Annotated in this window: 20 protein-coding genes; 8 read left to right on the top strand and 12 right to left on the bottom strand. The window is 61.0% G+C overall.

What is annotated here, in order from left to right:
* Positions 1–15: 15 nt before the first annotated feature.
* The 4 genes from aroA to KBY75_RS07375 all read right to left on the bottom strand — a co-directional run bounded on the left by aroA (position 16) and on the right by KBY75_RS07375 (position 4,936).
* Complete coding sequence (gene aroA / locus KBY75_RS07390) at positions 16–1,350, bottom strand: 3-phosphoshikimate 1-carboxyvinyltransferase (RefSeq protein WP_255023499.1); 1,335 nt, start codon at positions 1,348–1,350, stop codon at positions 16–18.
* A gap of 26 nt (positions 1,351–1,376) precedes the next feature.
* Positions 1,377–2,201, bottom strand: a complete 825-nt coding sequence (gene thiD / locus KBY75_RS07385; RefSeq protein WP_255023498.1) for a bifunctional hydroxymethylpyrimidine kinase/phosphomethylpyrimidine kinase — start codon at positions 2,199–2,201, stop codon at positions 1,377–1,379.
* Between the two features lie 690 nt (positions 2,202–2,891).
* A complete protein-coding gene (locus KBY75_RS07380; protein ID WP_255023497.1) occupies positions 2,892–3,359 on the bottom strand; it encodes an Rrf2 family transcriptional regulator in 468 nt (155 codons plus the stop codon).
* Positions 3,359–4,936 (bottom strand): UbiD family decarboxylase, encoded by a 1,578-nt coding sequence (locus KBY75_RS07375; RefSeq protein ID WP_255023496.1) that lies wholly within the window; start codon positions 4,934–4,936, stop codon positions 3,359–3,361. Before KBY75_RS07375 ends, KBY75_RS07380 begins: the two co-directional genes overlap by 1 nt.
* Before the next feature lie 52 nt (positions 4,937–4,988).
* On the opposite strand from KBY75_RS07375, the gene KBY75_RS07370 reads away from it, so the two are divergent.
* From KBY75_RS07370 to sds, 5 genes are all read left to right on the top strand, one after another.
* Complete coding sequence (locus tag KBY75_RS07370; protein WP_255023495.1) at positions 4,989–5,762, top strand: 2-phosphosulfolactate phosphatase family protein; 774 nt, start codon at positions 4,989–4,991, stop codon at positions 5,760–5,762.
* A gap of 65 nt (positions 5,763–5,827) precedes the next feature.
* Positions 5,828–6,646 (top strand): carbon-nitrogen hydrolase family protein, encoded by an 819-nt coding sequence (locus KBY75_RS07365; protein ID WP_255023494.1) that lies wholly within the window; start codon positions 5,828–5,830, stop codon positions 6,644–6,646.
* Positions 6,647–6,654: 8 nt separating this feature from the next.
* The gene (locus tag KBY75_RS07360) at positions 6,655–7,743 is read left to right on the top strand and encodes an N-acetylmuramoyl-L-alanine amidase (RefSeq protein WP_255023493.1); all 1,089 of its coding nucleotides are present in this window, start codon (positions 6,655–6,657) and stop codon (positions 7,741–7,743) included.
* Positions 7,740–8,564 carry a glutamate racemase gene (gene murI, locus KBY75_RS07355; RefSeq protein ID WP_255023492.1) on the top strand — a complete coding sequence of 275 codons (825 nt, stop codon included), beginning with the start codon at positions 7,740–7,742 and terminating at the stop codon, positions 8,562–8,564. Before KBY75_RS07360 ends, murI begins: the two co-directional genes overlap by 4 nt.
* A gap of 23 nt (positions 8,565–8,587) precedes the next feature.
* Positions 8,588–9,559 carry a solanesyl diphosphate synthase gene (gene sds / locus KBY75_RS07350; RefSeq protein WP_255023491.1) on the top strand — a complete coding sequence of 324 codons (972 nt, stop codon included), beginning with the start codon at positions 8,588–8,590 and terminating at the stop codon, positions 9,557–9,559.
* A gap of 14 nt (positions 9,560–9,573) precedes the next feature.
* Here sds and KBY75_RS07345 read toward each other — a convergent pair whose 3' ends face one another.
* Positions 9,574–10,221: an HAD family phosphatase gene (locus tag KBY75_RS07345; protein WP_254936879.1), complete on the bottom strand. Its 648-nt coding sequence runs from the start codon at positions 10,219–10,221 to the stop codon at positions 9,574–9,576.
* Positions 10,222–10,341: 120 nt separating this feature from the next.
* Between KBY75_RS07345 and acs the strand changes: the two genes are divergently transcribed.
* Positions 10,342–12,333: an acetate--CoA ligase gene (gene acs, locus KBY75_RS07340; protein WP_254936878.1), complete on the top strand. Its 1,992-nt coding sequence runs from the start codon at positions 10,342–10,344 to the stop codon at positions 12,331–12,333.
* A 15-nt stretch (positions 12,334–12,348) separates the two neighbouring features.
* On the opposite strand, the gene KBY75_RS07335 is transcribed toward acs, so the two are convergent.
* The 4 genes from KBY75_RS07335 to KBY75_RS07320 all read right to left on the bottom strand — a co-directional run bounded on the left by KBY75_RS07335 (position 12,349) and on the right by KBY75_RS07320 (position 16,503).
* Complete coding sequence (locus KBY75_RS07335) at positions 12,349–14,034, bottom strand: bifunctional diguanylate cyclase/phosphodiesterase (RefSeq protein ID WP_255023490.1); 1,686 nt, start codon at positions 14,032–14,034, stop codon at positions 12,349–12,351.
* A 23-nt stretch (positions 14,035–14,057) separates the two neighbouring features.
* A complete protein-coding gene (locus KBY75_RS07330) occupies positions 14,058–15,233 on the bottom strand; it encodes an FIST signal transduction protein (RefSeq protein WP_255023489.1) in 1,176 nt (391 codons plus the stop codon).
* 77 nt (positions 15,234–15,310) lie between these two features.
* Complete coding sequence (locus tag KBY75_RS07325; RefSeq protein WP_255023488.1) at positions 15,311–16,045, bottom strand: DUF1350 family protein; 735 nt, start codon at positions 16,043–16,045, stop codon at positions 15,311–15,313.
* A 2-nt stretch (positions 16,046–16,047) separates the two neighbouring features.
* Positions 16,048–16,503: a peroxiredoxin gene (locus KBY75_RS07320; protein ID WP_254936874.1), complete on the bottom strand. Its 456-nt coding sequence runs from the start codon at positions 16,501–16,503 to the stop codon at positions 16,048–16,050.
* 124 nt (positions 16,504–16,627) lie between these two features.
* Here KBY75_RS07320 and KBY75_RS07315 point away from each other — a divergent pair, with 124 nt between their 5' ends.
* Positions 16,628–17,482, top strand: coding sequence for a 3'-5' exonuclease (locus KBY75_RS07315; protein WP_255023487.1), 855 nt, complete (start codon positions 16,628–16,630; stop codon positions 17,480–17,482).
* A gap of 131 nt (positions 17,483–17,613) precedes the next feature.
* Positions 17,614–17,838 carry a hypothetical protein gene (locus tag KBY75_RS07310; RefSeq protein WP_255023486.1) on the top strand — a complete coding sequence of 75 codons (225 nt, stop codon included), beginning with the start codon at positions 17,614–17,616 and terminating at the stop codon, positions 17,836–17,838.
* A gap of 592 nt (positions 17,839–18,430) precedes the next feature.
* On the opposite strand, the gene KBY75_RS07305 is transcribed toward KBY75_RS07310, so the two are convergent.
* From KBY75_RS07305 to KBY75_RS07295, 3 genes are all read right to left on the bottom strand, one after another.
* The gene (locus KBY75_RS07305) at positions 18,431–18,556 is read right to left on the bottom strand and encodes an IS3 family transposase (RefSeq protein ID WP_255023485.1); all 126 of its coding nucleotides are present in this window, start codon (positions 18,554–18,556) and stop codon (positions 18,431–18,433) included.
* A 290-nt stretch (positions 18,557–18,846) separates the two neighbouring features.
* A complete protein-coding gene (locus KBY75_RS07300; protein ID WP_255023484.1) occupies positions 18,847–19,191 on the bottom strand; it encodes an IS3 family transposase in 345 nt (114 codons plus the stop codon).
* 229 nt (positions 19,192–19,420) lie between these two features.
* On the bottom strand, positions 19,421–19,609 hold a 189-nt coding region (locus tag KBY75_RS07295; RefSeq protein ID WP_255023483.1), incomplete at its 5' end, for a hypothetical protein.

Raw genomic sequence — 19,609 nt, 5'->3', positions numbered from 1 at the left:
TAGGTGGAATAGGTATCAGTTTGCCTGTTGCTTGAGGCGGGCTAGGTCGTCCCAGAAGCCCGGATAGGAGACGGCCGCCGCTTCCGGCCGGTGCAGCAGGGTGTCGCCCTGGGCGATGCCGGCGGCTACCGCCAGGCTCATGGCCACCCGGTGGTCGGTCTCACTGTCAACCTCTGCGCCATGCAGTTCGGTACAGCCGCTGATAGTCATGCCGTCTGCGAATTCCTCGATGCGGCCGCCCATCGCCCCGAGCTGCCGTCCCATTACCGCCAGGCGGTCTGTTTCCTTGACCCGCAGCTCCTCGGCGTCACGAATGCGGCTGATGCCGCCGGCGCAGCAGGCGGCAACGGCTAGCACTGGGATTTCATCAACGAGCCGGGGGATCAGGTCGCCACCGATTTCAAAGGCTTGCAGCGGGCCGTGGCAAACCCGCAGGTCGCCCACAGGCTCCCCGGCCACATCCCGGCGGTTGAGGACGCTGATTTGAGCGCCCATCTGCTCCAGCACCTCGAGGATGCCGGTCCGGCTGGGGTTGAGCCCCACGTTCTGCACTGTGATCTCAGCGCCTGGGGTGATGGCACCGGCCACCAGCCAGAAAGCGGCGGAGCTGATGTCACCTGGCACCACCACGGCTTGCCCTTTGAGCGTTTGCCCCGGGGTCAGGGTGACCACTGTGTTGCCCTCACCGCCCACAGATAACTCGGCGCCGAAGGACCGCAGCATTCGCTCGCTGTGGTCGCGGCTCTGGGCCGGCTCGATCACGGTGGTGGGCCCGTCAGCGGTGAGGGCGGCAAGCAGGATGGCGCTCTTCACCTGGGCTGAAGCAACCGGGGTGTGAATGGTTGTGCCGCGCAGCGGCTGGCCCTGCACCGCCAAGGGTGCAAAGTTGCCGTCCCCGCGGCCATGGATCTGGGCACCCATTTGGGCCAGGGGGGCTCCGACCCGCCGCATCGGCCTGCCCCGTAGGGAGCCATCACCAGTGAGCACGAAGTGGCGGCCCACCCGGCCTGCCAGCAGCCCCAGCATCAGCCGCATGGTGGTGCCCGAGTTGCCGCAATCGAGCACATCGCCAGGTTCCTGGAAGCCATCAAGGCCGGCGCCTTGCACGGTCACTGGCTGGCCGGCCTGAATCGGCGATACCTCCACGCCCATGGCCCGCAGGCAGGCGGCCGTACTAAGCGGGTCCTCCGCCGGTAGCAAGCCCTCGATGCGCGTTTCTCCCTCGGCGATAGCCCCAAACAAAAGGGCCCGGTGGGAGATTGATTTATCCCCAGGCACCTGCACGGTTCCCGCCAGGGTGCCGCCACCAGTCAGGCGGAGTGGGGCATGATGTCCTGCGGAATGGGCCACGAAGCTCTGACGGGAGTGGGCCGATCCTATGGAGCCTGCCGCTGCTCGACTGATTCATAGGCATGCCAGTGGCAGAGCGGGCCTTGACCAGCGCCAATGGCTAGGGCGGAGCGCAAGCCGCCCTCCACGTAGCGCTTGGCTTCGTTAACGGCCTCCTGAAGGGATCGTCCCAGGGCCCGCTGGGCAGTGATCGCTGCCCCCAGTGTGCAGCCACTGCCGTGGGTGTGGATGGTGCTAATAGGCGCGTGGCTGAGCCACTGCCCAGGGGCATGCCGCTGCAGGAGGTAGTCGCGGCCGCGCAGCTCTGGCCGGCCGCCGCCTTTTACCAGCACCGCTGCTGACCCCAGCTCCAGCAGCCTCTGCGCCGCTTGCTCAACCGCAAGCTCCAGATCGCTAGCAGCCTCAATCGTCACGCCGCTGAGTAGCTGGGCTTCGTGCAGGTTGGGGGTGAGCAGCTCGGCCTGGGGCAGCAGCAGCCGATAGGCAGCAATGGCGCTGGGCTCAAGCAGCACTGACCCTGCCCGCGACACCATCACCGGATCGATCAATTTCGGGATCGCCAACGGCGCCAGGGCGGCAGCGGTGGCTTCGATCAGGCTGGCATTGAGCAACATGCCGGTTTTAAGGGCTGCTACCGGCAGGTCGGTGAGCACCGCGGTGATCTGGGCGCTTAGGGCCTCTGGCGGCAGAGAGTCCACGCGGCTGACACCTGTGGTGTTTTGGGCGGTGACGCAGGTGATGGCCGAGCAGCCAAATACCCGCATGGCCGTGAAGGTCTTGAGGTCGGCCTGGATGCCGGCGCCGCCGCTGGAATCGCTGCCTCCGATTGTCATAGCGATGGCGGTAGTCATAGGCACGGCAGCAGTTCACTCAAGTTGATGATCTCAGAAATCATCGAATTATCCATTACTTTGCCATGCATTGTTAATGGCATGTACTTTTTATCAGGCTTGAGGATCTAGTGTGGATTTTGATTATCACGACTGGTCTTTTCAATGCTGCATTTGAAGTCTAAATGTGTCTCGGCTAGCAGGAACGCGCTGAGTCTAAATGTGTCGTTAGCAATTACTGCAATTGTCGTGCTTTCGGCTGATGCTGGCGCGGCCCAGGCTAGCTGTCGGTTTCTGATGCCTATAGCAGCAGGTGGCGAGCCCGTTGTGCAAAAACGCATCAGTCCGGATGGATTGTGTCGCCGCAACAACTGGAACACAGACTTTGCGGTAGATCGCAGCTACGCCAGTTATCGCATCAACTTGCAGTCGGCATCGACAGATAAAGCGGTGTTCCCAACCTCAGCATTTTGCGACTCACCGATAACAGCGACCTTCGCGTGGTGAATGAGAATCGCACCCTTCAACCTGAGCAGAGACACGTCTTCGGTCCTTTTCCAGCCGTCCCTGGCCGGCGCACGAACCAGGTGAATGTGAGGGTTGGTGCCACCAAAATGCCCGCCTCTACCGGCTTCAGTTACCGCGTGTCGGTGGAGGGTTGCGACTGAGTATCGGCATGCTCCAGCAAGGAAAGGTGGGGAGGTCCATGGTTCAACCAAGCATCACCCCACCCTCGCTATCGGATCCGGCCACGGCGCTGCGCAGGTCGAACAGCAGATCTTCAAGACTGAGTTCGGCCAGCGCCTTCTGCCGGACCCGCTCTAGCCGTAGCTGCAATGCATAGGTCACTTGATCGGCTGGAGAGCTGGCCGGCTCCGACGTTGCAGACCGGTTAGCACTTTCTCTCCAAACATCAGCAACTTTCAAAGCCTCGCCCAGCCCTGCCAAAATCTGCTCCATTGAAATTTCCCGCGCCGGCCTGGTGAGTCGGTAGCCGCCCACGCGCCCACGCCTCGCATCTAGCAGCCCGGCCCGCCGTAGGCGCAGCAGCAGCTGCTCCAGCATGGGTTCGGGTAGATGATGGGCTGTGGCCAGCGCGTGGGTTGACTGCCACTCCAGTGGCCTTGCTGCCAGCTCCAGTAGGGCCTTGAGAGCATGGCTGGCTTGGCGAGAAAGCATCAGGCCTTAGCCGTTGCCCGTCCTGCCAGTCGCTCCAGCACATGCTCCAGGGTGTAACCAAACAATGCCGGATCTGGCTCATCCTTGCCGATATCGGCCAAGCCAAGCTCGGCCCAGCGGGCATCGAGCCTTGCCTCCAGCTCGGCAGGACGACTAAGGGGTTCGCCCCAGGGGTGGCGCTTCTCTGGACCGATCTTGGTGGTGGCATCTATCGCCAGCCTGCCGCCCAAGCCCAGGCGTTCGCTGGCGAAATCGAGGCTGTCAAAGGGGGTGTCTTCGAGCACAAACAAATCCCGCTGCGGATCCACTTGGGCACTGATCGCCCAGATCACTTGGCGCGGGTCGCGGATGTTGATGCTCTTATCCACCACCACGACAAATTTGGTGTAAGTGAACTGGGGCAAAGCGCTCCAGAAGGCCATCGCCGCCCGCTTGGCCTGGCCTGGATAAGCCTTATCGATGGCTATGACTGCGAGTTTGTAGCTGAGCCCCTCCATTGGCAGAAAGAAATCGACGATCTCGGGGATCTGCTGGCGCAGGATCGGCGTGTAGATGCGGTTTAGGGCGATCGCCAACATGGCGTCTTCCTTAGGGGGCCGGCCACTGAAGGTGGTGAAGTACACGGGGTCCCGCCGCTGGGTGACGCACTGGATCTGGACGAGGGGCGAATCTTCGACGCCGCCGTAGAACCCCATGTGGTCGCCAAATGGTCCGTCAGCCAGCTCCGAGCCAGGAGTGATTGTGCCTTCCAGAACTACCTCACTGTGGCTCGGCACTTCCAAATTCACCGTTTTGCACTTAGCGAGCCGCACGCCCTCGCCGGCGTAGATGCCGGCAAACAGCCACTCGCTCAACTGCACCGGGATCGGCGTGGCGGCCGCCATCACCAGCAGCGGATGGACGCCGATGGCGATGGCGATTTCCAGCTTTTTGCCCATCGCCGCCGCCTTGCGCAGGTGGCGAGCGCCACCGCGCACGCTCAGCCAGTGCACGGTCATTGAGTTCATCGACTGCTGTTGCAGCCGGTACACGCCCACATTCGGTGTACCGGTTTTTGGATCCTTGGTGATCACCAGGCCCAGGGTGATGATCCGGCCACCGTCGCCGGGCCAGGGCCGCAGCAGGGGCAGGGCATCAAGGTTCACTGCCTCGCCCTTAAACACCTGCTGGTGGCAGGGGGGGGTGAGGTCGAGATCGGGCCTGGCCTTGAGTACATCCAGCAGCACCGAGCCAAAGCGCACCGCCTCCCGGGCCCCCTTTGGGGGTCGGGGTTGCTGCAGCAGGGCCAGGCGCTCGCCTAGCCGTTCCAGCTCCTCTGGTTGCTCCATCCCCATGCTCCAGAGCACCCGCTCCTGGGTGCCCAGCAGGTTCACGGCGACCGGCATGGTGGAGCCGATCACATTTTCAAACAACAGGGCCGGGCCGCCAGCTGCCAGCACCCGGTCGGCAATCGCTGCCAACTCCAGGTCTGGATCCACCGGGGCGCTGATGCGCCTCAGCCGGCCCCGTTGCTCCAGGAGGTCGATGAAGCCGCGCAAATCCCGGCGACTGCGTTGACTAATTCCCTTATTTGGCATCGACTTTTATGAGTGGTGACTACTGTGACGCACTTGAACTGGGGCCGCGGCTGTGCAAATTTCCTACTTCCACTCCTCTGAATGCGTGCCACCTGTCAGGTCCCTGGCGGAGGGTGGACCCGACGCGGCCGTAGTTATCGACGTTCTACGGGCAACGACCACGATTGCTTGGTCCCTGCAGAACGGCGCTGAGGCGATCGAGGCCTTCGCCAACCTGGATGAGCTTGAAGCTGCAGCGGCAGCCTGGCCGGCTCAGCAGCGACTGCGTGCCGGAGAGCGAGGCGGCCAGAGGGTGGCCGGCTACGACCTGGGCAACTCTCCCCTTGCGGTCACCCCCGAGCTGGTGGGCGGCAAACGCATATTCATGAGCACCACCAATGGCACCCGCTCCTTAGCGGCAGTCAAGTCGGTGCCGCTGCTCCTGACGGCCTGTCTTCCCAACCGCACCGCCGTAGCTCGGCGTTTGCTGGATCAGGAGTGCCGCCGGATCTGGATCGTGGGCAGTGGCTGGGAGGGCGATTACTCCCTCGAAGACAGCCTCGCTGCCGGTGCCGTTGCTTCTGCGGCGATTGAGATGGCGGTGGCTCCCCACATCGGCGTGAGCTTCGGCATCGGCGTGAGCTTCGGCAACGACGAAATGCTGGCGGCCCTGGCTCTCTGGCAACAGTGGCACCTCGATACCGAGACCTGCTTGCGCACCGCCAGTCACGGTCAGCGCCTGATCAATCTCGGCGATCACGACGCCGATTTTGCTTGCTGCGCAGCTGTCGACAGCCTGCAAATAGTGCCCTTCCAGGCAGAGCCAGGGGTGCTTAAGGCCAGCTGATCACAGCAGCGCGGAACGCCCCTTGGCACTTCCCTTAAAGTTTGGCGGATTAGTTGGGGCAGTCGGTGAGCAGTTTTCTGGCGGCAGCTGTGCAACTCACAAGCACGCCGGATCCGGATGCGAATTTCGCTTCAGCGGAAGAGCAGATCGAACTTGCTGCCCGTCGCGGCGCTGAGTTGGTCGGGCTCCCCGAAAACTTCGCCTTCATGGGTGAGGACGAGCAGCGCCTTGAATTGGCCCCATCTTTGGCTGAACGCTGCAGCAGCTTCCTTGTCACGATGGCGCGTCGCTATCAAGTGACCTTGTTAGGTGGTGGCTTCCCCGTCCCCGCTGGACCGGGGCAGACCTTCAACCGCGCTGAGTTATTAGGAACGGAGGGCCAGCTGCTGGCTCGCTACGACAAAATCCATCTGTTCGATGTCGACTTGCCCGACGGCAACACCTATCGGGAATCAGCCACGGTGCAGCCCGGAGACCAACTGCCCCCGGTAGTTGATGTGCCCGGTCTTGGCAGGATTGGCCTGTCGATCTGCTACGACGTTCGCTTCCCTGAGCTTTATCGCCACCTGGCCCAGGCAGGGGCGGATGTTTTGTTTGTGCCCGCAGCCTTTACAGCTTTTACCGGCAAGGACCACTGGCAGGTGCTGCTGCAGGCCCGGGCGATTGAAAACACTGCATACGTGGTCGCCCCCGCCCAGACGGGCCAGCACTACGGACGCAGGCAGAGCCACGGCCATGCCTTGGTAATCGACCCCTGGGGCACGGTGCTGGCAGATGCCGGCGTGAGTGTCAGCGCTGCCATTGCCCCGATCGATCCGGGCCATGCCCAGAGGGTGCGGGCCCAGATGCCCAGCCTGAGGCACCGCCGGCCAGCCCTGTTCTGACTTTCCCGATGCCCTGGTCCGTCAGATTCCGCTGGAGTGCTGCCCTGGCAGCGGTTGCTTTGCTGCTGGCCGATCTACCGGCCTGGGCTTCTTCCCTGGCGGCCTGGCGCGTTTCCCGCACTGGTCAGCTGGAGTTACGTACCAGTATCGATGTACGCCCCCAGGCTTTTTTTGAAGCTGGTACAGGCTTTAGGGGCCCCCGGATCTGGGTAGACCTGCCCGGTGCCCCATCGCGCACACGCACTGTGCGTGGCAGTGGTGCCTTGCGTGAGGTTCGAATTGGCCGTCCAGATGGCTTCACAACCCGCCTGGTGCTCGAATTTGCGCCAGGTACCCAGCTCGATCCCTCTGGCCTGCGCCTGGTGGGCACCTCCCGCGACCGCTGGCGCATGGAGTTGCCGGGTCTTGGCGACCGAGCTGGGCTTGGCCTCGGAGAGGGAGATCTCGATGCTGTCGCCCGCTATGGCACCGATCAGCAGACCATTTTTCCCACCGCAGCTACGCCCCTCTCCGCCGATGGCTTGCCGGTTGTGCCCCGGGGCCGCTTCAAGGTGGTGATCGACCCTGGCCATGGGGGCCCCGATCCAGGCGCCGTTGGCATTGGTGGCCTACGGGAAACCGACGTAGTGCTTGATGTTTGTCTGCAAATTGCCCGGCTATTGCAGGCCCGCGGCGTCCAGGTGTTGATGACACGCACCTCGGAGGTGGACGTTGACCTGCCTCCCCGGGTAGCCCTTGCGAATAGCAGTGGCGCCGATTTGTTTGTGAGCGTGCACGCCAATGCCTTAAGCATGGCCCGACCCGATGTGAACGGCATCGAGACCTTTTTCTTTGAGGGTGCGGGATCGCCCTCCCGGCGCCTTGCTGTGGCGTTGCAGGAGCAGATGGTGGCCATTTCCCCTGGCAGTCCAGATCGAGGCGTGCGCACCGGACGCTTTTTCGTGATCCGCCGCACGGTGATGCCCTCTGCCCTTGTTGAGATGGGCTTTGTCACCGGTGAACTCGATTCCCGCCGCCTCGCCGATGCCAATTTCCGTCGTCGCATGGCTTTAGCTCTGAGCGCTGGGATCCTTAACGCCCTGCAGGGTCGGCCATGAGCGCTTTGGTGGGGCTTTTTGACAGCGGCTTGGGGGGGCTGACGGTGCTGCGGCGACTTCAGGAGCGCTATCCCCATTCCTCCTGCCTTTATCTCGGGGATACGGCCCGGGTTCCCTACGGCCAGCGCAGCGTCGCCGATATCCGCTCCATTGCCGCTGAGGTGGTGGGCTGGCTGCGCCACCAGCAGGTTGGGGTTCTGGTGATGGCCTGCAACACCTCCAATGCCCTCGCCCTTGATGTGGCCGTGGCGGAGGCCGGCGTTCCCGTGGTGGGCCTGATCGACAGCGTTGCTGCCGACCTAAACAGCGAGTGCGTGGGGGTGTTGGCAACTCCCGCCACAGCCGCAAGCGGTGCCTACAGGCGGGCAATCCATGCTTGCCGGCCCCACACCTCTGTGCTCGAGGTGGGCTGTCCCACCTTCGTGCCTTTGATCGAGGCCGGTGATCTCCAGTCTCCAGCCCTGATCGAGGAAGCCAAGGCATACGTGGAACCCCTACTCGCTGCCGGTGTCGACACTGTGGTGCTTGGCTGCACCCACTACCCGATGTTGCGCCCCTTGCTTACGGCCCTGCTGCCTCCCCATGTGCGGCTTGTTGATCCAGCTGAATCGGCGGTACGGCGCCTAGGGCCCCTATTGGCAAGCATGGGCGGCATGCCGGAGGGCGAACTCGCAGCTGTGGAGGTGGTGTCCCCAGCCGAGCGCACCCGGGTCTGCGTCAGTGGATCTGCGGAGGTCTTCGCCGACGGGGCGAGCCGCTGGTTGGGCTACCGGCCCGCCGTTGAGCGGGTGGACCTGCGGTCGGTGGGGCAAGCCTTCTAGGATCACGCCACGGCGGAGGTGTTGTGGCAACGGTTGCAGAGCTGCTCCAGCCCGTGGAGGCTGATCTAGATGCCCTGCTGGCCGACCTGCGCAGCCTTATAGGAGCTGGCCATCCGATTTTGCAGGCAGCAGCTGAGCATCTGTTTGCTGCAGGTGGTAAGAGGTTGCGACCCGGCATTGTGCTTTTGCTATCGCGGGCAGTAGCCCCGGACGGTGAGCTGGGGCCCCGCCATCGCCGCTTGGCGGAGATCACTGAAATGATCCATACGGCTTCGCTCGTCCACGACGACGTTGTTGATGAAGCTGCAACCCGACGCGGAGTTGACACGGTGCACAGCCGTTTCAATCATCGAGTGGCGGTGCTTGCGGGGGATTTCCTTTTTGCCCAAGCCAGTTGGCATCTGGCCAATCTCGATGATCTCGAGGTGGTCAAGCTGCTCAGCCGGGTGATCATGGATTTGGCAGACGGCGAGGTGAAACAGGGCCTTTTCCGCTACGACACCGGCCAGAGCTTTGAGACATACCTCGAAAAGAGTTACTGCAAAACAGCCTCGTTAATTGCGAATAGTGCGAGGGCAGCTGGGGTGCTCACTGGTTTGCCAGGAGCCCAACTCGATGATCTCTACCGCTTCGGCCGCCAGTTGGGTTTGGCTTTCCAGGTAGTTGACGACATTCTCGATTTCACTGGCAGTGATCAGCAGCTCGGCAAGCCAGCGGCAAGCGATCTGGCCTCTGGCTATCTCACTGCTCCGGCCCTGTATGCACTCCAAGAGCGCCCTGCCCTAGCTGGCTTGATTGAACGCGAATTTTGTGAGGAAGGCGATCTCGATCAAGCTCTTGATCTGGTGAGGGGTTGCGAGGCCATTCCCCGCTCCCGGGCCTTGGCTGAAGGCTTCGCCCAAGAAGCAGCTGAAGCTTTGGAATGGCTAGCCCCCTCCGAACCGCGCAGCGCCCTGCGGGCCCTGCCTGATTTCGTTCTTAGTCGCCTCTACTGACACTGCTCAGCGATCTACCAGCGCACATCTCTGAGCGAATTGAGGCGGGTCACCCCGGCAGGTGTTGCTTGGGCATCTCCGTTGTTGGGGAGAAGGGCAAACACCTGACAACCAGCGGCCACTGCGGCTTCGATGCCGGCTGCTGAATCTTCAAAGGCCCAGCAGTCGCCGGGATTACGGACAAGGCGTTTAGCTGCCAGCAGGAAGGGGTCCGGCGCCGGTTTGCCGGCTGCCAGAGCTGGATCATCGCCGTAAACCCTTACCTGGATCAGCTCCAGCCATCGGTGGGGCGCAGCCTTACGCCGCACCGCGTCCTGGGAGCTGCTGGTGACGAGGGCCATGGGCACCTGGTGATCCCTACACATCTGCACCAGCTCGGCGGCGCCGTCCATTGCGGCAGCGGTGGGCACCAGAGCATCGGCCAGGGGTTGGCGCACGGCCAGCAGAGCTTCACAACTCGGGGGTTTTGAGCCTGATGCTGCGATCCAGCGGCATACCAGGGCAGCGCAATCCAATCGGCGCTGGCCCCGCAGCTTGAGCAACTGTTCAGCACCGAGCTGGCAACCAAAGTGGGCGGCGGCGTTATGCCAGGCCCTGGCCTGCAGTGGTTCGGTGTCTAGAAGCAGGCCGTCGAGATCGAACAGGCAGGCAGCAGGACCCATCTAACTATCCTGCATCACGACGTCCAGTAACATGCCGGTGCACGGAGCCTGCGGCAGCGGCGCCAGCTGGTTTAAATATCCATTAGCAAACGCCCGTCAGCATCCGCCTGTCTGCCTCCCATGCCTGATGCCACAACGGGCCCGACGATCGAATCGGTGCTCCAGGAGCAACGGATGTTTGCGCCGCCAGCTGAGCTGGCCGCCTCGGCCCGCATTGGCTCTCTGGATGCATACCGGGCCCTATGCAGCAAAGCTGAAAGTGATCCCGATGCCTTCTGGGGCGACCTGGCCCGTAGTGAGCTGCACTGGTTTGAGCCTTTCGATTCGGTGCTCGATTGGAGTGATGCGCCATTCGTCAAGTGGTTTGCAGGGGGCACCACAAACCTGAGCTTCAATTGCCTCGATCGCCACCTCGATGGGCCTCGGGCCGATAAGACCGCCCTGATTTGGGAAGGGGAGCCCGGCGACAGCCTCAGCTTTACTTACCGCCAGCTGCATGCCGAGGTTTGTAAGGCGAGCAATGCACTCAAGGCTCTTGGCATCGGCAAGGGAGACCTAGTTGCCCTGTACATGCCGATGGTCCCGGAGGCAGCCATTGCCATGTTGGCCTGTGCCCGCATAGGTGCCCCCCACTCGGTTGTTTTTGGCGGCTTCTCAGCCGATGCCCTTCGGGACCGGCTGATCGATGGCCAGGTGAAGGCTGTGATCACCGCCGATGGTGGCTTTCGCAAGGACAAGCCGGTGCCCCTCAAGCCCGCGGTGGATGAGGCACTCGCGGCCAATGGCGGCGCACCCAGCGTTGAGCATGTGCTGGTGGTGCGGCGGCTGGCTGGGGCCGGCGGCGACTGCGCCATGACGGCGGGTCGCGACCACTGGTGGCACGAGCTGGTGGATGGAGAGAGCCCAGAGTGCCCCGCCGAGCCCATGGCCAGCGAAGACCGCCTATTTGTGCTCTACACCTCTGGCTCCACAGGCAAACCAAAGGGGGTCGTACACACCACCGCCGGCTACAACCTCTGGGCCCACCTCACCTTCCAATGGATCTTCGACATCCGTGAGAACGACATCCACTGGTGCACCGCTGATGTGGGCTGGATCACCGGCCATAGCTACATCGTCTACGGGCCACTCTCCAATGGCGCCACCACGGTGATGTACGAGGGTGCTCCCAGGCCGAGTAAGCCAGGTGCCTTCTGGGAAGTGATTCAAAAGCACCGCTGCACAATTTTCTATACCGCCCCAACAGCAATCCGGGCCTTTATGAAGGGAGGCCGAGCCGTGCCGGATCAATACGACATGAGCTCGTTGCGAATCCTGGGCACAGTGGGTGAGCCGATCAATCCCGAGGCTTGGATGTGGTACCGGGATGTGATCGGCGGCGACCGCTGCCCAGTAGTTGATACCTGGTGGCAAACCGAGACCGGCGGCGTGATGATCAGTCCCCTGCCCGGCGCCACCCCCACCAAACCCGGCTCCTGCACCCTGCCCCTGCCTGGAATCGCGGCTGACATCGTCGATATGGACGGCGTATCCCAGCCGGCTGATGCTGGTGGCTACCTGGCAGTGCGAAGGCCTTGGCCAGGGATGATGCGCACCGTGCATGGAGATCCGGAGCGCTTTCGCAAGAGCTACTGGGAGGAGATCAGGCCAGCCGATGGCTCGTATTTGTATTTCGCCGGTGATGGCGCCCGCCGTGACGCCGACGGCTACTTCTGGGTGATGGGCCGGGTTGATGACGTAATCAACGTGAGTGGTCACCGACTGGGCACGATGGAGATTGAGAGTGCTTTGGTGAGCCATCCGACGGTGGCTGAGGCGGCGGTGGTGGGCCGGCCCGATGAGCTCAAGGGTGAGGGGATTGTGGCCTTTGTGACCCTGGAGGCCGGTCGCTGCGGCGACGACGCCCTGATTGCCGTTTTGCGGGCCCATGTGGGCAAAGAGATCGGCCCGATCGCCAAGCCCGATGAAATTCGTTTCACCGATTCCCTACCCAAAACCCGTAGCGGCAAAATCATGCGCCGCATTCTGCGCGCCTTGGCATCTGGCCAGGAAGTGACTGGCGACACCTCCACTTTGGAGGACCGCTCCGTACTTGATGCCCTAAGGGTTTAGAGGGGCTAAGGGGGCCTAGCGAAGCGGTTCGATGAGAGCGACGTCCGTGGCCTCAATGGTGATCGGGCGTCCAAACCAGTAACCCTGGCCGTAATCACAACCCAGTTCGCGCATGCGACCCAGCTGGTGTTCATTTTCCACTCCTTCAGCAACCACCTCCAGTTCGAGAGCTTTGGCGAGAGAGAGGATTGTTGTTGCAATCACCTCATCTTCTGAATTCCTGCCCAATCCACTCACAAATGAACGGTCGATTTTAAGAACGCCTACCGGAAAGCGCTTTAGGTATAGCAATGATGAATAACCTGTTCCGAAATCATCAATAGCCAGTCGCAAGTCAAGATCCCGTAGTGCATTGATGGTGATCACTGTCGACTCAACGTCCTCAACCAGGGTTGTTTCTGTGATCTCAAGGTAGACACTGGTTGGATTAATTCCTGTTGATTCTAGGATTTCCTTGATATGACCCTTAACCCGCGGGTCGGCAAGACTGCGGGCAGACAGGTTTGAAGACAACCTCAGATTGCTTAGGCCGTGAATTTGCTGCCATCTGGCTATGGCAGCGCAGGCGCTCGCAAACACACACATGTCGATCTCCTGGATCAGGCCACTGTCCTCGGCTTGTTCTAGAAAAGCGTCTGGCATCAGCAGTCCCAGTTGGGGATGTTGCCAGCGCACCAAGGCTTCAAAACCCGTGAGTGTTTCGTCGGCGAGGCGGAAGATGGGTTGTAAAAATGTTTTGATTTCCCCGTTTTGAACCGCGTTGCTGAGTGCCTCCTCTAGCGATAGACGTTGTTGGGCTTGCAGACGCATGGTCGAATGAAAGCTGGCTTGGCGTCCACGGCCTAAGGCCTTCGCCTGATACATAGCCATGTCTGCGTTTTCCAGCAGAGTTGATGGGCTATCGCCTACGTGGGCAAAGCTGATGCCGATTGACACGGTGTGGCTGAGTTCTGAGCCTGCAACCTTCAGCGGCTGGCGGATTGCCGTGATAATCCGGCTGGCTAATTGACTGGCGTCATCTTGGTGGCCTGTACGGGTTATAACGATAAATTCATCTCCCGATAGACGACCGACTAAATCGTCGTGGCGAACCACCTGTTTTAGGACATGACTTACGTGAATTAGTAGTTGGTCACCCGCGCTGTGTCCATAGGCATCATTGATCCACTTGAAGCGATCAATATCGATAAAAAGCACCGCCGTTAAAAGGGAGCTATCTGCTGACAGATGATCAATCGTCGCCTGCAGCCGTTCCAGCACCATGCGCCGATTGGGCAGTCCCGTAAGCGCGTCATGAGTAGCTTGAAAAAGGGCATTTTTGCGCGCGCTTCTTTCTGACGAAATAGCAGTAAGCATTTTTATACTTAGTTCGATACTTCGGGCCATAGCTCGCAGCAAAGAACGTTCCTCCAAGTCAAAGCGTTCGCCAAGTCGGCCCACAAACAGCAGATCCCTCGGGCCCATGGGAGCCCAGCAGGTGCGCAGGGTGCCTGAGCGAATAGTGATATCGCTGGGTTGCTTGCTTAATTCCTCCAGAAGCAGTTGCTGGTCCTCTTCTGATAGTCCGATGCACCAGTCAATCGATCGCTCGCAGATGATTGCGGCCACTTCGGCATCAACGGATTCCGCCACCCGGTTGAGCACATTGCGGAGATTATCTGGATCCTCCGTGGAGAAAGCTGAGAGGATCTCCGAAAGCATGTGCAGGGACCAGGAGGTCTCCATTAGCCGATCGCCAGAGTTACGAGGGTTTGGTTATGAAAACCTCCTGCGCCTTTGGTGCGGGCAATTTCCCCATAGGTGTAGAACCCTGCCATCGGTATGGCTCCGCAACTACTGGTGATTAAGTCAGTTTCTTCATGTACTCGATCTTCTGTAAATACTGCCCTTCGTGAGACGCAGTCGAACAGTAGTAAGCCAGCCGGCTTCAGCCCGTTAAGTGCATCGACAGCCGTGATGCAGGACTGGGCTGCCGCATTAAGAACCGAGTCGAAATCACCTTCAGTGAGGAAGGCCAATGCTCCTTGGGGAACCTCTGCCACCAAGATCAGTTCGCGGCTATCGAGGTTAAAGCCGGTGATATGACGCATCTCAATTTTGTCGCGGCGGCGAATGCCGATGGGGTGAGTTGCGGCAAAACTGGCAAATGCGACAGGGTCAGTGCGAACAATATCTTCCGGATTGAAGAAATCTAGATATACATCTAGGGCTGGCTTGTCTTCCAAGGTCGACAGGATGTTTCCCTTGCTCCCAGTAACCAGCATGGGCTCGCTTGCTGGGGTCCAGCCGTGGCTTACGCCGATACCTAAGGGGCGGTCGGAACTAACTGCTGCTGCCACCACTGCCTGACTCATAACCCTCCGGCCATGGATCTGCCGGGTTCGGCGCATGGCTAGGTTGTCGCCGGCGCAACCCCCCACCAGGGGAACGTCGATTCCTGCTACGTCGTAGGCGCCTCGAACCACATCCATCTGGTCACCGCAAAGGCCATCGGACAGGACAAGCAAGATCGTATTGGCCCGTTGCTCCAGATGGTCCAGGCAGTGGGCGGCCTCGGTTGCAGCCTGGCGCAGGCCGTGGGCATCACCCTGCCCGGAACCTGTACTTATCTCGATTGCCGAGCCTCCCAGGGCCCACAGGACCAGGGCATTGGCCACCGCACCGCCTGGAGTGATTTCGCCAGATGTTGTGCAACCAATCACCTGGGTATGGGGAAAGGTCCCATGTAGCTGTTCGGCTATTGCCGCCAAATCGAAATTTGGTGCAATCAGAGCCACGATCAATTTGGGATCCTGGGGGCACTGCAGAGCTTGCATTGCCTGCTCAAAGGCCTGGCCGGTGTCGTTTAACGAAGAGGCGCCTACCTTGACCCAGCTCTCTGCAACCGTAGAAGTGACCATTCAGGCTGGCTCATGCGTCGGAGCTGGTCCCCGACTGATACTTACAATTCTCTACCCCCATGGGGCCGGCTCAGCTTTTAGGACCTGCTGACCCAAGTATCAATCGCGGCTGCGATGCCATCCAGGGCTCTTTTTTTGGCGGGATCGTCGGCCCACTGGCCTAGCAGGCTCTGTCGCAGTCCCGCGCTGGCTGGGGCGAGATGATCTCCCGGCAATTCCTTCAGCAGGCTGGCATCTCCAGTACGACCTTGCAGTACCCCCAGCAGCCACTGGCTTTGGTCGATCTGATCCCGGTTAAAGCGCACTAATAAGTTGCGCGGTTGGAGATAGGTGCGCGCCACCTGTTGCAAGGTTTCCTCCGGTGAGGGGCTGAACTCGCTGCGAAAGTTGAACTGTTGACCGAGCTCCGACAGCAGGGGTATGGAGCGCTCGGCTGAGAAGTTGTTGAAGCTCAAGGCCACTAGGCCAGCTCCCCCCCGCCCACCATCAGGTGCCAGCAGGTGCAGCTTGCAGCCCAGGCTGTGGCCAAGTCGCAACATCAGCCTGCTGGAGTCGCCCCCATCTCCATCCGCATCACGCAGCTGGCGGAACCGGCGCCAGGCGGTATTGGCCTGATCCTGGTGGTCGAAGCCAGGCACATAGGTCCAGGCCCTAATCCGCCAGCCCCTAGCTGCCAGTGCCTCTAGAAGCCTGCGGTAGCTGAGTTGGGGGGTCGCGGCCAGGTAACTACCGCCGATGAATTCGACCGTGCCGCGGTTGGGGCGCTCGGCCTCCAGTTGCCAGATATCACCGCGCTGGCGCCAGACCGTCATGGTCAGAGGGCGAGGCGTTGCAAGGCCGCCCGCGCTTCGTTGCGATGGGCTGCGCCATCAAGGAGGTTGTTGAACATATGGCGGATTACGCCATCGCGGTCGATCACGTAGGTGACCCGGCCTGGCAGCAACCCAAGCACATTTGGAACTCCGAAGGCTTTGCGTAGGGCGTTGCCTTTGTCCACCAGCAGCGGGAAGGGCAGGTCGTGACGACTGGCAAAGCGCTGGTGGCTGGCCTGGTCGTCGCCGCTGACACCCCACACCTCAGCTCCTAGGGACTGGAGGTCGGCGTAGCTGTCACGGAAGGCACAGGCTTCAGCGGTGCAGCCTGGGGTGTCGTCCTTTGGATAGAAGAACAGCACCAATGCCTTGCCGGCTAGCTGATCGCTGCGGCGCCCTTCACCATTTTGATCGCTAAGGGCAACCAGGGGGGCTCGATCTCCGGCGGCAAGTGCCATCTAAATCAAATTGGACAACCGTTTTTACCCTAGGCAGCTGTCCTGGTAGCCGTAGTCGTACTCCATGTCGGAACTGTTTATGTAGCGGTGGGCTGGGACGATGGGTTGAGCAACGCAGGCAGATGTGACTGGCCCGATCGAGGAACAGCCCAGCCTCTGGCAGCAGAGCGACCTGCTGAGCCTGGTGAGTGCAACCCCGGCTTTGAGTCCAGAGGTCCAGACCAAGCAGGTTGTGGCTTGTGATCCCAGCCCTTCCAACCGCGATCCACAACTTCGAGCAGCACCTATCAATCTGCTGATCCTGGACACGGAGACCACGGGTCTGGAGACGGTTTCGGCCCAGTGCATCGAGGTTGGAGCAGTTCTGTTTCATGTACCCAGCAGGTCGGTATTGAGCCAGGTTTCCTTTCTTTTGCCAGCTGCTGCCAACCCGGCGGAACATGTCAATGGCATTGCTGCAGAGGTGACCAGAATCTCCCAGCCCTGGCAGGCGGGCCTCCAGCATTTCCTTGCCCTGCTCGCTGGGGCCGATGCGGTGCTCGCCCACAACGCAGCCTTTGATGCCAAGTGGTTTGGGCTGGGACCGCTGCCGCCAGTTGACAAGCCTTGGATCTGCTCGATGGACGATATTGAGTGGCCGCCTGAGCGGCACCTGAGGACGGCCCCTTCGGTGCGCGATCTGGCCTTGGCCTACGGGGTGCCGGTGTGGGCTGCCCATCGAGCCCTTACCGATTGCACCTATCTCGTTCAGGTATTTGAACGTTGCGCCGACCTCGAAGATCTCCTGGCTGCAGCTATGGAGCCGAAGCTGCTCTATCGGGCCAATCTCCCCTATGCCGAACGGCATAAGGCCAAAAAGGCGGGCTTTCGCTGGAATGAACCGGTGCGGGGTGCCTGGAGTCGTCGACTAAGCGAGCGCCAAGCCCAAGCTCTGGCTTTTGAGGTGCAGAGGGTTGAGGCCGATTCACAAGCGGCCTGAGCCCCCGGGACTGACGCCCTGAGCTGACGCCCATTACTTATGGTTTTTCTTCCAATCTCCGAAGCCGAACGGCGCGTTATCGCCATTTGGCCGTGGCCTCCACAGGCTGAGTTGGTAGTTGCCATGGATCCATGGCTGGTCGGATGCCGCGGCAGCGGCTGCTCCGCTGGCAGGCCGTGCGCACTTGGGCGCGGCTGATCCGCGAAGCCGAGGGACTTTGGCGGGTTGATGTGCGCGATCTGCGCAGGCTGGCCGCCCATGAATTGGGTCAACTACTGCAGGAGGTGCCGCCGCGGCTTCGACGTCGCGTCAATCTCTGGTTGGAACGCTTACGGGTGAGCAGCAGGTTGCCCTGATTGCCTGCAGGCCCTTATCGACACGCTGCGGAGGGGCATAAAAAAACCGGCTGGGGAAGCCGGCATAGGAAAAGGTCACCTTGGAAATCGGTGAATTGTCGAAATCGGAGCGACAGGATTTGAACCTGCGACCCCCACTACCCCAAATAGGGGGGAATGCCTTTGAATCGTTTTCTGGGTAAGTCTTCCTGCCGTAAATTTTAAAATCTGGGACTGAATCCGGGACTACTCCTGTTCCAGGCGGGTCAGTATTGGCTCCTGAAGTTCCGCAGCGACAATTCACCCGTTCAATACCAGCTGGAGCAGTTTCAGTCCGTGATGAGCGAAGCATCAGCGCTCTGCCCATCTCCTCGAGTCCAGCGTTGTGATAAGGAAGCGGCCACAAAAAAACTGCACCGGAGCAAGTCGGTGGGCCAAAGGATCGGCTGAAGCAGCCGCATCGATCAGAACTCCTCTTCCCAGAGGCCTATGCGATCGAGCCAGGCTTCTGATTGCTCGGTGATCCAGCTGTGATTGCTTTCGAGCAGGTCGGCAATACCGACCATTACATCAAAGGAGCCGGAGTTACCCCGATTCGGTGGACAGACAGGTATCAGGCGTTCACCGGTGAAAGTGTACGGGTGTTGATGAACTGCTGCTCGTAGTCGATCGGGCTGAGATAGCCGATCGTTGAGTGACGTCGCTCGCGGTTGTAGTAACCGTCGATCCAGAAAGCCAAGTTCCTGATCAGTTGCTTAGGGCTGTTCAGTGTCTCTCATCGTCATCAAGGTCCAGTTCGTGTTTGAGGGTGGAGAAGAAGCTCTCCACCACTGCGTTGTCCCAGCAGCAGCCCTTGGCCGACATGCTTCAGCTGATCTTGTGGCTCACCAGCAACCGCCGGTAGGCCATAGCCCAGCCGACCACGCGGCGGCTTTACGGATCAATCGGCTCTGCATAGCGCACCTATCGGTGTGACACAGCTAAACACCGTCATCCGGCTGTGGTGCGGATGTAGGTGATGTCACCAGCTCAACAGCGGTTGGGTGCAAGGGGAGAAAAGTCCTGCTGCAGCAAGTTCTCCGCGACACCAGAGGCCTTACTGCCGTTGTGGCGACAAGGCCTGAACCCGCGTCTGGTCTTGGCCTTGAGCGCTGAACAACGCATGAGCCTGGCAATGCGGTGGCGGCCCACCTTGAGACCAGCAGCCTTGAGCTCCTGATGGATGCGCGGTGGCCCGTAGAAACCGCGGGGCCGACCAAAAACCGCCTGCACCTGGGCCGTGATGGCCTCGTTCGACCGGGCCCTTGGGCCAGGGTTGTGCTGCCGTTGCCTCCAGGCGTAGAAGCCGCTGCGGGGCCACCCAGCTGCCGGCATAGCCAGGCCGTGGAGAAGCGGTCTGAGAGGGCCTCGATCAGGCGAAACGTCTCGGCGGCAGCTGCTCTTTGCATCTAGGAGGCGCAGCCGAGTGGACCGGAGGCCACAGTGCGCTGCCGCCAGCTTGAAAAAATCCTTTTCCCTCCTGAGCTCGCGATTTTCCTTGCGGAGCCGGGCCAATTCAGCCCTTTCCTCGCTGGTTAGCTGACCCTGCTCAGGGTGCCTGATGTCAACTAGGTAGGCGGGTGGCGTCAATTACGTAGGCGGGTAGTCCCCCAACCTCCTGCAGTAGCAGGAGGTTGGCCCGCGCTTGGTTCATTACCTGTTGGCGGGTAATTGACGCCTGGTCCAGACGCCAAATGATCACCTCAGCCACTGTTCTGGGATAGCCCCATACGGCGTGCCCGCTTGCGGCGGT

Source organism: Cyanobium sp. T1G-Tous, from assembly GCF_024345455.1.
GTDB lineage: Bacteria > Cyanobacteriota > Cyanobacteriia > PCC-6307 > Cyanobiaceae > Cyanobium_A.
Note: the sequence above shows the minus strand (reverse complement) of the source record. Positions and strands in the feature narration are given on the sequence as shown.

Excerpts from the sequence above, each read along its gene's own strand:
- thiD (WP_255023498.1), bottom strand. The coding sequence starts at position 2,201 with ATGACTACCGCCATCGCTATGACAATCGGAGGCAGCGATTCCAGCGGC.
- KBY75_RS07380 (WP_255023497.1), bottom strand. The coding sequence starts at position 3,359 with ATGCTTTCTCGCCAAGCCAGCCATGCTCTCAAGGCCCTACTGGAGCTG.
- KBY75_RS07375 (WP_255023496.1), bottom strand. The coding sequence starts at position 4,936 with ATGCCAAATAAGGGAATTAGTCAACGCAGTCGCCGGGATTTGCGCGGC.
- KBY75_RS07360 (WP_255023493.1), top strand. The coding sequence starts at position 6,655 with ATGCCCTGGTCCGTCAGATTCCGCTGGAGTGCTGCCCTGGCAGCGGTT.
- murI (WP_255023492.1), top strand. The coding sequence starts at position 7,740 with ATGAGCGCTTTGGTGGGGCTTTTTGACAGCGGCTTGGGGGGGCTGACG.
- KBY75_RS07345 (WP_254936879.1), bottom strand. The coding sequence starts at position 10,221 with ATGGGTCCTGCTGCCTGCCTGTTCGATCTCGACGGCCTGCTTCTAGAC.
- acs (WP_254936878.1), top strand. The coding sequence starts at position 10,342 with ATGCCTGATGCCACAACGGGCCCGACGATCGAATCGGTGCTCCAGGAG.
- KBY75_RS07335 (WP_255023490.1), bottom strand. The coding sequence starts at position 14,034 with ATGCTTTCGGAGATCCTCTCAGCTTTCTCCACGGAGGATCCAGATAAT.
- KBY75_RS07330 (WP_255023489.1), bottom strand. The coding sequence starts at position 15,233 with ATGGTCACTTCTACGGTTGCAGAGAGCTGGGTCAAGGTAGGCGCCTCT.
- KBY75_RS07325 (WP_255023488.1), bottom strand. The coding sequence starts at position 16,045 with ATGACGGTCTGGCGCCAGCGCGGTGATATCTGGCAACTGGAGGCCGAG.
- KBY75_RS07320 (WP_254936874.1), bottom strand. The coding sequence starts at position 16,503 with ATGGCACTTGCCGCCGGAGATCGAGCCCCCCTGGTTGCCCTTAGCGAT.
- KBY75_RS07310 (WP_255023486.1), top strand. The coding sequence starts at position 17,614 with ATGGCTGGTCGGATGCCGCGGCAGCGGCTGCTCCGCTGGCAGGCCGTG.
- KBY75_RS07300 (WP_255023484.1), bottom strand. The coding sequence starts at position 19,191 with ATGCCGGCAGCTGGGTGGCCCCGCAGCGGCTTCTACGCCTGGAGGCAA.